The following is a 10,531-nucleotide window of genomic DNA, read 5'->3' as shown; positions in this document are numbered from 1 at the left end:
CTTTTCCATCGACAGCACGCTCACGTAAGGACTCGTCGTGTCGACTCCCAAAATCTTCGAGACCCGCCCCAAGCCGGTCTCCTCGGCCCTGCACCGGCATCCGAAAGGACGCCTCGCCGCGCTCCTGACGCTGCCGATGGTCTGGCTCGTCGGCGTCTACATCCTCGCCATCATCCTGATGCTCATCACGGCGTTCTGGGAGACCGACCCCTTCACGTCGAAGGTGAAGCCCGGCTTCACGCTCGAGCACTTCACCAGCATCGTCACGGTGCCCGCCTACCTCTCGGCCGCGCTGCGCACCCTCGGTATCGCCCTCGCGGTCACCGCGATCTGCGCGACCCTCGCCGTGCCGCTCGCCATCTACATGGCGAAGATCGCACGCCCCTGGCAGCGCGCCACCCTCGCCGTCATGGTCACCCTGCCGCTCTGGGCCGGCTACCTCGTCAAGATCCTCTCCGTGCGCATCGTCTTCTCGGACGGCGGCTTCATCAACTCGGTCTTCGGCCCTCTCGGCATCACGAGCCCCGGCTACGGCGTCTTCGTCACCATCGTCGCCCTCGTCTACCTCTGGTTCCCGTACATGGCTATCCCGGTATACACCGCCGTCAGCCAGGTCTCGAACAACCTCTTCGACGCCTCCGCCGACCTCGGCGCCCAGGGCGTGCGCACCATCTTCACCGTCGTGCTGCCGCTCTTGAAGCCCGCCCTCATCGCCGGGTCGATCTTCACCTTCTCGCTGAGCCTCGGCGACTACCTCGCCGCGAAGTTCGTCGGCGGCTCGACGCAGATGATCGGCACGATCATCGCATCGAACATCAACCTCAACCCACCCGTCGCCGCCGCCTTCTCGGTCGTGCCCATCGTCATCGTGGTGGTCTACCTGCTCGTCGTTCGCAAGAGCGGCGCCATCGAGAACATCTAGGAGGCCGCCATGCTGCGTCTCGGTCGAGGCACCAAGATCACGCTCTCGGTGATCACCGCCCTCATCATCATCTGCACGTACATCCCGCTGTTCGTGATCGTCATCAACTCGTTCAACGCGAACCGCGTCGCCGGCTGGCCCGTCGTCGACTTCTCGTTGGTCTGGTGGGAGAAGGCGCTCACGAACCCGGCGATGCACGCCGCCGTGCTGAACTCGGTCATCGTCGCTTCGGCGGCCACCGCCATCGCACTGCTGCTCGGCACGCTTTCGGCGTTCGCGCTGCAGCGCTTCAAGTTCTACGGCCGCGAGACCGTGAACCTCATCATCATCCTGCCGATCACCCTGCCGGGCGTCGTCACCGGTGTCGCCCTGTCGAACACCTTCTACCAGGTGCTCGACCCGATCGGCATCAAGGTCGGCTACATGGGCATGATCATCGCCCATGCCACCTTCTGCGTGGTCATGGTGTTCAACAACGTCATCGCGCGCCTGCGCCGCATGAACCCCAACCTCGAAGAGGCGTCGATGGATCTCGGCGCGGGCATCATGCAGACCTTCCGCCAGGTCACCTTCCCGCAGTTCCGCAGCGCGTTCATCGCCGGCGGCCTGCTCGCCTTCGCCCTGTCGTTCGACGAGGTCTACGTGACCATCTTCACCGCTCCCCCGGGCGTCGACACCCTGCCGCTGTGGTTCATGAACCAGATGGGCCGCCCCAACGAGGCGAACCAGGTGAACGTGGTCGCCACCGTCATCATCCTGATGTCGCTCATTCCGGTCTACTTCTCGCAGCGCGCGTCCGCGCAGGCGGCGAAGCAGCTGAAGTAGCAGGCCGGGGGCCGTCGGGGCTCGCCCCCCGCGCCGAGTTCGCGCACTGCTGCCGAGGTCGTACGTTATTCACACGAATGACGTACGACCTCGGCATTTCGATGCGAAGCCGGTGCTTCGGGGTGTGACCCGGGCGACTCAGCGCACCTGGATCGCGGCCGGCTGCACCTCGATCGCGATGCGGACGGTCTCGCCGAGGTCGTCGCCGTCGACTTCGAACACGCGCGGCTCGTCGAGCTCGACGACGAGCGACCGCGCCCTGCCGTGGGCCGTCGAGTCGGTGCTCTCGGCGTCGTCCTCGGGATCGCCGGCGCCGGGCAGCAGACGCTTCAGTCCGTTGTCCCAGGTGAGGTTGCGGAGCGTATCGAGCCACCCCGCGACGCCGTCGGAACGGAGCAGCAGCAGGTCGAGGCTGCCGTCGCGCGGGTCGGCGTCCGGGAGCAGGGTGATGCCGGCCTGGAGCGTACCGCAGTTGCCCACGATGAGCGTGTGCGCTTCGTCGCGGGCCGCCTCGCCGCCGTCGCGGGCGATGCCCAGGCCGATGACCTCGCTCGCCGAGACCGCCCGGCCGATCGACTCGACGTAGGCGAGCCAGCCCGCCTTGCTCTTGAGGCCGTCGTCGGTCTCGACGATCATGTGCGCATCGATGCCGAAGCCGGCCATCACCACGAATGCGTGCCGATCGGGGGCTGCTGAGCTCTCGACGGTCTCCGGGCCCGTGATCTCGACCCACCCGACATCGAGCGGCTGCGCGGTGGCGGTGAGCGCGCGGTCGAGGGCCGCCGCGATGTCGTTCAGCGGGATGTCGAGGTTGCGCGCGAGCAGGTTGCCGGTGCCGAGCGGGATGATGCCCATCTCGGCTCCGTTTCCCGAGCCCGCGCGCTCGGCGAGCCGTTCGGCGACCGCGCGCACCGTGCCATCGCCGCCGGCTGCGAGCACGAGTTCGGCGCCGGCGTCGAGCGCCCGCTGCGCCGCAGCGCTCCCCGGGTCGTCCTCCTGCGTCTCGAACCAGTCGACCCGGCCGATGCGCGCACCGTTCGCGCCGCCGCGCGCCGCATCGAAGGCCGCGTCGAGTTCGGCGCGCTCGACCTTGGTAGGGTTCCAGACCACTCCGATATGCGTGCCGTTCACTGTCGGGCTCCTCTCGACGGGCGCGGACTTCGCGCATGCGTCGAGTCTCGCACCCGATGGGCCCGCGCGCTCCGCGGCCGGCTTCGGAAACGCCGGGAAGTTCCTGGGAGCCGCCGGACGCGAGGCGGCTCCCGCCCCGAGCGCCGAGTTCCTTGCTCAAGGCCTGCGCTGGCCCCGACGGGTCAGCGGGTACGGCGGGCCCCGGTGCGGCGACGGGCATCGAGCAGCGCGGCGCCCGCGAGCAGCAGTACCAGCGCGCCGGCTGCGAGGGCGGTCAGCCCGCCGAGGCCGCCGCCGGTCGACGCGAGCGTCTGCGGGCTCGCGGTCGTGCTGACGGCGGCCGATCCTTCGCCGGCACCGGCAGTGCCGGCGCCAGCCGCACCGCCATCGGCAGCACCACCGGCACCGCCATCAGCGGCACCACCGGCACCGCCGTCGGTGCCGTCGCCCAGCGCCAGGTCGCAGTCGACCGTGCCCGCCCACAGCGAGTGCCCGCCGTTGTTGCCGTCGTCCGAGCGCACGACCTGCTTCTGCCCCTCGACGCAGCTCGAGTCGGGGGCGAGCGCGAAGCCCTCGAGGTTGAGGTTCTCGAGCCCGGTCGGGCGATTGAAGACCCGGTCGACCACGAAGTCGCCGCCCGAAGGCTTCATGAGCGTGACCGAACCGCCGACGCTGTCGTCGGCGACGGCCCAGAGACGGCCGTTGTCGCCGTCCCACTGCACCTCGGCGATGCGCGGCATGCCCGACTCGACGACGCCGACGCGGTCGGCGGTCGCACCGTCCTCGCCCAGGGCGTAGGCGTAGAGATTGCCGTTCTTCTCGAGCGCGAGGAAGAAGAGGCCGTCGCCGTGGTGCGGGTAGTCGGCGGGGTCGTAGCCCGCGCCCGTGCTCTCGTCGATGTAGCCCTGCGCGGTGAGGAATGCGTCGGGCACCCACGTGATGCCCTCGAAGCCGAGGTTCGCGTCGGCCTTCACTCCGGGGTCGATGACGCCCGCGAAGTCGGCCGTCACATCCCACTGCGCGGTCGGGTGCAGCACCGAGCCCGCCTCGTTCGGGTCGAAGCGCAGCACGCTGTCGAGGGCGACGTTCTTGTCGACGTTGTCGCGCTCGGTGGTGATGTAGAGCAGCCCGTCGGGGCCGACCGTGATGCCCTCGGTGTCGGGCTGGCTCGTGAGCGGGTCGGTCTGTCCCGGGAAGACGAGCGCCTTGCCCTCGGCCCAGCCGTTCGCGCGATCCTTCACCCAGAGGTCGCCCTGCTGCACGAGGCGGTACAGATGGTTCTTGTTCTTCACGGCCCACATGACGCCCGGCTCGTTCGGGTCGATGTCGAGGCCCGAGACGTCCTGCCCCGAGACAGCCGAGTCGAACTGGCACTGGTTGTCGGCGGTGCGCCAATCCCGGCTGCCGGGCCAGGCGATGCCTCCGGGCATCTCGGCGGCGAGGTCGGAGGCGGGCTCGGTCTGGCAGGGCACGTCGCTGTCGCCGCTCAGGTCGATGATGCGGCCGCTGCAGGCCTCGGCGTTCGACTCGCCCCAGCTGTTGCTCTCGGTGTGCAGCCAGGTGGCCGATCCGTCGCCGCAGCGGCTGAACGAGCCGGGCTGCGCGTCGTTCATGCCCCAGGTCGCCTGGTCGACGAGCGTGACCGCGTCGGGCAGGAAGAGGCGCACCGAGTCTCCGTCGGAGCTCAGGCCCTGATTCGACAGGAACATCTGGAAGCCGCCCGCGGGCACCACGGTGCTGCCGGCTTGCGGAATGATCGCGGCGGGTGCGCTGCCGCTGTCGGCCTGGAGCCAGTCGGCGACGTCGATGTCGGTGTCACCGCTGTTGAACAGCTCGAAGGCGTCTCGGTACGGGGCGACGTTCTCGGAGGTCACCTCGTTGATCGTGATCGCGGCGGCGTCGCCCGGACCCTCTTCCCCGGTGCCGCCCTCGGGGTTCAGCGCGCCGGGAGTCTTCGTCGCCTGCGCCGCGAAGTCGCCGGTGCCGTTCGGCACGCGGCCCCAGGTACTCAGGTGGTGGTCGCCCCACTCGAACGAGTCGAGCAGCGTCGTGCCGTCCGCGGCGAAGAGCTCGAGGCGATCGTTCTTCTTGAACTTGAAGACGTCGTCGCCCTCGAGCAGGGTGACGCCGCCCGCAGGGATCACCGTGCCCGCCGGGATCGCCTTCGTCGCGGCGTTCTCACGGTCGGTCACCGTGACGCCCGAGGCATCGACCGGCACCGCATCGAGATTGATGAGCTCGACCCAGTCGGGCCCCCCATCGGTCTCGATCTCATTGATCTTGAGGTTCGGGGCCGCCGGGGCGGCGTCGGGAGCCGCCAGCGCGGCGGTCGCGCCGGTGAGCGTGAGCGAGGCGACGCCGAGGGCGGCGGCGATCATCGTGAGCAGAGCAGGTCGAGGCACCACGGGCCTTTCGTTCTCGAAGCAGAATCGCTTCGATCACACCAGAGCCGCGTAGCCGGAGAACGTCGCCCGGGTAGCGGCGAGGTGAACAGCGCGGGGGCTCCCCCGAGAACGACGAAACCCCCGGAAGACCGGGGGTTTCACTCGTGACTCTCTGTAGCTGAGGCGGGGCTCGATCCCGCGACCTCACGATTATGAGTCGTGCGCTCTAACCAGCTGAGCTACTCAGCCAAACTGGCCCGCACGAGGCGGGCCAGAGAGTCAGAGCCCCGAGCCAGGATTGAACTGGCGACCCCTTCCTTACCATGGAAGTGCTCTACCACTGAGCTATCAGGGCGAAGTCGCCATCTCGGGCAGACCCGTTCGGCGACAACCGTTAAAGAATAACACCATTCCCGGCGCGATGCGAAATCGGGCGGGCATGCTGCGTCGCCCGTGCGTGTCGCATGCGTGGGCGCGACGATCCCTGGCGAATCGGAGCCCGTAGATGCCGCCGCGAACTAGACTCGAGGGGAGGGATCGAGCATCGCAGGGCACCCGCCCGCCGCTCTCCCCGAACCCGCCGAGCGCTCACCCCGCAGAGTGCCGGCCGAGAAGGAGAAGGTCGCGTGAACAGCCGCATCGTAGGCGTCGTCGGAGTGCTGCTCGCACTGTGGATGTCGATCGGCCGCTGGCCGTTCGGCATCATGGGGCCCCTCTCGCTCTGGTTCGTCGCGACCATCGGCTTCGCGTACGCGGCGCTGCAGATCTGGCTCGCGCACCGCCTCGTCGTGACGAAGCGCCTCGGCAAGCGGAACCGCCGCTCGGTGACCGTCACGCTCATCCTGTCATGGGCGTGCGCCATCGGATTCGGCTTCACGGCGCCCGAGAGCACCCCCGACGGGCTCGTGTCGCTGCTCGGGCACTGGAGCGGGTCGGCGTTCTCGTCGGAGATGTCGATCGCGCTCTGCAACCCGCTCGGCATCATCGCCTTCGTGCTCGTGATCTTCGCGATCGGCATCGCCTACGCCGACGTGCGCGAACGGGTCGAGGAGGACGAGTACCTCGATGACGCTCCGCAGATGGTGCGCCACCCGCTCGCGACCCCGCCGGCCGGCGAGTAGCGAGCGGCGCTGCTCCCAGCGCCGCGCTCGCCCAGCACGCTCCCCGAGGCGATCCCGCGGGGCGCGCCCCGGAAACGCAGAACGCCCGCGCCTTCCGAAGAGGGCGCGGACGTTCTCGCACGCAGTGGACCGCAGGGTCTACGAGTCAGACGACCTTGGTGACCTGATCGAAGCTGAGCTCGACCGGGGTCTCGCGCTCGAAGAGCGAGACGAGCACCGTGAGCTTGCCCGACGCGGGATTGATCTCGCTGATGGTGCCCGGGAGGCCCTCGAACGAGCCCGACTTGATCGTGATGGTCTCACCGATCTCGAAGTCGATCTCGACATTGCCCTGGGCGACTGCGGTCGCGGCGGCCTTGCCCTTCGCCGTTGCGGCGGGCTCGAGCTCGACGGTGCTCTTGAGCATCTCGAAGGCCTCGTTCAGGCGCAGCGGCACGGGGTTGTTCGCATTGCCGACGAAGCCGGTCACGCCGGGCGTGTGGCGCACGACGCCCCAGGTCATCTCGTTGAGGTTCATGCGCACGAGCACGTAGCCCGGGATGCGCACGCGGGTGACCATCTTGCGCTGGCCGTTCTTGACCTCCATGACCTCTTCCATGGGGACCTGGATCTCGTGGATGTCGTCGACAGCGCCCATGACCTCTCGGCGGTTCCAGAGGTTCGACTTCACCTTGCGCTCGTAGCCGGCATAGGTGTGGATCACGAACCACTTGCCCGGGCGGCGGCGCAGATCCTTCTTGAACGCCTTGTAGGGGTCTTCGGCCGCGGCGGCTTCGCCGTCGACAGCCTCTTCCTCAGACTCCTCGTCGACGATCGCGGAGGCGGCGGCAGCGGCCTCTGCGGCATCGTCGATCTCGAGGGCGTCGGTCACTGCGGCATCGGCGACGGGATCTTCCGACAGCACCATCGCGTCGAGTACCGCGTTGAGGTCGGCCTCGGGGTTGTTGGTGTTCTCGCTCGTCATTTCCATGCCTTACTTTGCTTGAGGATTCGGGGGTCTGTCGCTCGCGCTCGGCGGCGAATCAGCCGACCGGAGTGCCGAATGCGAAGAGGGTGAACCAGAGGAACGCCTGGTCGAGCAGCCACACGAGCAGCATCATGATCACGACGAACGCGAGCACGACGATGGTGTAGTTGATCAGCTCCTTGCGCGTCGGCGTGACGACCTTCTTGAGCTCCGCGATCACCTGCTGGATGAACAGGATAATGCGGCCGAAGAGACCGCGCTTGGCTGCGCGATCGGCCTTGGCACGCTCGACGAGACCGCCGCCGCTTTCCTCGACTTCTCCGCTGCTCATGCACGTCCTTTCATCACGCCGCCGATACCACTGGGTATCGAACGGCAACGTGGCAGGGCGGACAGGACTCGAACCTGCAACCTACGGTTTTGGAGACCGTTGCGCTACCAATTGCGCCACCACCCTATGGAGAACGAACTCCTCCAGAACCATCTCACACCATCGCAGCTGAAAAACTACTTCGGGCACAGAAAATTCTGGTGAAAGTCAATCACCTGAGAACACTCTACGCGATCCAGCCCGGGATGTCGAACCGCGCGCGTACGCCCGGGCGCGGTGCCCCGGGGCGGCCCGATCGATGCATCGGGCCGCCCCGCGGGTCACTCCCCGCTCGAACGGAGACAGCGACCGAGCGCGACGGCGCCGGCACCCGCCGCGAGCAGCAGCCCCGCGGCACCGGCGTACCCGGCGACCGCCTCGGCCGAGCCGCCCGTGGCGGCGAGGGGTGCCGAGCCGCCTGCGGCGCCCGCCGCACCGTCCGCACCGTCCGCACCGTCGGCACCGTCGGCACCGTGCGCACCGTCGACACCGTCGACACCGTCGGCACCGGAGCCGCCCTCGAGGTACGCCTCGAGCGCGGTCTCGAGCACGGCCGTGGCCTCATCGAGCTGCGCCTGCGACCGATTCAGCGCCTCGACGACCCCGGACGCCTCGGCGATCGCGTCGCGCAGGGCGTCGTCAGCCGCACCGTCGTCAGCGGCACCGCCGCCTGCGCCCTCTGCCCCCTCGAGCACGGCTTCGGCGCGCGCGATGGCATCGACCAGACCGGCGCGGTCTACCGCGACGAGCGCCCGCTCGAGCGCGACCGCCGCGGCCTCGGCATCGAGCGCCGCCGCATCGACCGCGTCCTGGGTCGCGGGTTCCGCCCCCACTATCCCTCGCGCATCCGCGACGAGCTGCTCGGCCGCTGCGGCATCGGCGATCGCGTAGCCGTAGTCGCCCTCCTCGGCGGGCGTCGTCGCGCCGAGCACCCGCTCGATCGTCGCCGCGAGCTCCTCGACGCGCGCGGCGACGGCGTCGAGTGCGGTGCGATCCAGCGCCCCTGCCACGAACTCGATGGCCCGCGCGGCGCTCTCGTTGCCGTACGAGTCGCGGGCGATGAGCGTCGCCTCGTACGCGCGGCCGTCGACGAGCGCCTGCTGCACGGTCCCGCCGACTCTGCCGCCCTCGCGCACCGCGAGCGGCACGTCGAGCACCGACGGGCGGGGCGCCACGACGTACTCCGCATAGAGGCGCTGCCCGGCAGGGATCAGCTCGACGACCGCACCGGTCTCCAGATCCCGCAGCTCGACCGTGTAGTCGTTGACGAACTGGTCGTCCCGGGCCTGCGGCAGCCGCAGCACCGGCCCGGCCACCGTCTGCCTCACGGTCGGCGCCGCATCGCCCCAGTCGGGAGCGACGGCGTTGCGGTTCGCGGCGGTGTACGTGAACCCGGCCTGCACGGCCTGCGGATCCTCGCCCCTGCCGATCACCCAGCTCGGCCCGGCGAGCGTGCCGGTCGAAGCGAACGGCGGCTGCTTCTGGAAGCTCCAGGCCCCGGTGTCGTCGTAGGTGCGGCCGGCGTCGGCCGCGTAGTTGATGCGATCGACCTCGACGCGGTCTCCGTACACCTCCACCACGACCGATTGCGCGGTCGGCACCGTGTGCTCCCTCGCGAGCCCGGCGCCGAACGCCTGGTACATGCTGTCGATCTCCTCGTACGACATCGAGCCCTCGTTGATCGAGGTGAACGACTCCTGGTGGATCGAGCGCTCATCGCTGATGTTCAGGTGCGAATGCCCCGAGAAGTAGACCACCTGCGGGAAGTCGGCGAGGTTGCTCCTGAGCCCCGCGTTCGACGCCTGGGCGCCATCCCACACCGTGTCGGGCAGCGGCCGGTGACCGAATACGAAGACCGGAGCGCCCGCGGTCGCGGGGTCGTTCGAGAGCTCGGTGAGCCTCGCGTAGAGCCAGCCCGCCTGCTGCGCGTTCCAGGCCTCGGTATTCACGACGAACGCGGGGAACCCGCCGATCTCGGCCTCGTAGTAGCCGGTATCGCCCGGAAACCACTCGTCGGGGTACTGTTCGGCCATGCGGGTCACGAGGTCGTCGTGATTGCCGAAGGTCATGAGCACGTCGGTGCCGACCATGCCGGTGCGCTCGAGATTCTGCTCGAGCATCGCGCGGGGGTAGCGGTGGTCGCTCGCGCTGTCGAAATCGTTGTCGTTGATCTGGTCGCCGTTCGACACGATCGCGTCGAGGACCGGTGCAACGCGCTGCAGCGTGTCGAAGTAGCTCTGCCACTTCACCACCTGGTCCTCGCTGTCCGAGGAGAGGTGGATGTCGCTCATCACCGCGAACTGCGCGAGCGGAGCCTCCTCGGTCTTGATCAGGATGCCCCGGATCACCGGCCGGCTCTCGCCGCGGTCGGTGAAGGCGACGGCGGTGAGATTCGCCGACTCCGAGACCGTGACGGGTGCCTCGTACAACGCGCTCGCGCGCGTCGGGAGCGTGCCGTCGAGCGTGTAGCGGATCTCGGCCCCCGCATCGGCCGCGAGCTCGACGACCTGGGCGCCCACGTAGCGGCCGCTCTCGATGCTCGCCGAGGGCGCGGCGCCCCCGCTCGCCGCGACGACCGCGGCTGACGGCACACCCGGCCCGGCTCCCTGCGCGACGATCAGTGCCGACGCCCCCAACACGACCGTCGCGATCCAACGCTTCCCCATGTACTGCTCCGATGCTCGATTCCGTGATGCTCGATAGAGGCGATTTCGCCCCGCATCAAAGTTGTCAATACAAGGTGACGGGAGCTCTGCCGCCGCGTAACGGCCCCGTGAACGCATTCGGCGAGAACTTCACCCGTGCTCCACT

General features: G+C 68.9%; 8 protein-coding genes and 3 tRNA genes. 3 read left to right on the top strand and 8 right to left on the bottom strand.

The genetic code is table 11. The features are described from left to right. Positions 1-37: 37 nt before the first annotated feature. Positions 38-922 (top strand): ABC transporter permease, encoded by an 885-nt coding sequence (locus NHL51_RS09260; RefSeq protein ID WP_434143197.1) that lies wholly within the window; start codon positions 38-40, stop codon positions 920-922. Positions 923-931: 9 nt separating this feature from the next. After that, the gene (locus tag NHL51_RS09255) at positions 932-1,747 is read left to right on the top strand and encodes an ABC transporter permease (RefSeq protein WP_434143196.1); all 816 of its coding nucleotides are present in this window, start codon (positions 932-934) and stop codon (positions 1,745-1,747) included. Positions 1,748-1,885: 138 nt separating this feature from the next. Here NHL51_RS09255 and NHL51_RS09250 read toward each other — a convergent pair whose 3' ends face one another. The 4 genes from NHL51_RS09250 to NHL51_RS09235 form a co-directional block, all read right to left on the bottom strand. Continuing rightward, positions 1,886-2,878, bottom strand: a complete 993-nt coding sequence (locus NHL51_RS09250) for a diacylglycerol/lipid kinase family protein (RefSeq protein WP_434143195.1) — start codon at positions 2,876-2,878, stop codon at positions 1,886-1,888. 182 nt (positions 2,879-3,060) lie between these two features. Further along, a complete protein-coding gene (locus tag NHL51_RS09245; protein ID WP_434143194.1) occupies positions 3,061-5,283 on the bottom strand; it encodes an esterase-like activity of phytase family protein in 2,223 nt (740 codons plus the stop codon). Positions 5,284-5,437: 154 nt separating this feature from the next. Then, positions 5,438-5,511: transfer RNA gene (locus tag NHL51_RS09240), tRNA-Met, on the bottom strand. A gap of 34 nt (positions 5,512-5,545) precedes the next feature. After that, positions 5,546-5,617, bottom strand: a tRNA-Thr gene (locus NHL51_RS09235). A 271-nt stretch (positions 5,618-5,888) separates the two neighbouring features. Between NHL51_RS09235 and NHL51_RS09230 the strand changes: the two genes are divergently transcribed. After that, positions 5,889-6,383 (top strand): hypothetical protein, encoded by a 495-nt coding sequence (locus tag NHL51_RS09230; protein WP_434143193.1) that lies wholly within the window; start codon positions 5,889-5,891, stop codon positions 6,381-6,383. A 145-nt stretch (positions 6,384-6,528) separates the two neighbouring features. On the opposite strand, the gene nusG is transcribed toward NHL51_RS09230, so the two are convergent. The 4 genes from nusG to NHL51_RS09210 form a co-directional block, all read right to left on the bottom strand. Continuing rightward, complete coding sequence (gene nusG / locus NHL51_RS09225) at positions 6,529-7,347, bottom strand: transcription termination/antitermination protein NusG (RefSeq protein ID WP_434143192.1); 819 nt, start codon at positions 7,345-7,347, stop codon at positions 6,529-6,531. 58 nt (positions 7,348-7,405) lie between these two features. Next, positions 7,406-7,681, bottom strand: a complete 276-nt coding sequence (secE, locus tag NHL51_RS09220; RefSeq protein ID WP_434143191.1) for a preprotein translocase subunit SecE — start codon at positions 7,679-7,681, stop codon at positions 7,406-7,408. Positions 7,682-7,731: 50 nt separating this feature from the next. Then, positions 7,732-7,807: transfer RNA gene (locus tag NHL51_RS09215), tRNA-Trp, on the bottom strand. A gap of 194 nt (positions 7,808-8,001) precedes the next feature. Continuing rightward, positions 8,002-10,386, bottom strand: coding sequence for a chitobiase/beta-hexosaminidase C-terminal domain-containing protein (locus NHL51_RS09210; protein WP_434143190.1), 2,385 nt, complete (start codon positions 10,384-10,386; stop codon positions 8,002-8,004). Positions 10,387-10,531: the final 145 nt, after the last annotated feature.

This window comes from Leucobacter sp. gxy201 (genome assembly GCF_051043335.1).
In the GTDB taxonomy this organism is placed as follows: domain Bacteria; phylum Actinomycetota; class Actinomycetes; order Actinomycetales; family Microbacteriaceae; genus Leucobacter.
This window is presented reverse-complemented; position numbering and strand designations above follow the sequence as displayed.

What these genes read in the sequence shown, in the direction of transcription:
- NHL51_RS09210 (WP_434143190.1), bottom strand. Translation starts at nt 10,386, where the DNA reads ATGGGGAAGCGTTGGATCGCGACGGTCGTGTTGGGGGCGTCGGCACTG.
- secE (WP_434143191.1), bottom strand. Translation starts at nt 7,681, where the DNA reads ATGAGCAGCGGAGAAGTCGAGGAAAGCGGCGGCGGTCTCGTCGAGCGT.
- nusG (WP_434143192.1), bottom strand. Translation starts at nt 7,347, where the DNA reads ATGACGAGCGAGAACACCAACAACCCCGAGGCCGACCTCAACGCGGTA.
- NHL51_RS09255 (WP_434143196.1), top strand. Translation starts at nt 932, where the DNA reads ATGCTGCGTCTCGGTCGAGGCACCAAGATCACGCTCTCGGTGATCACC.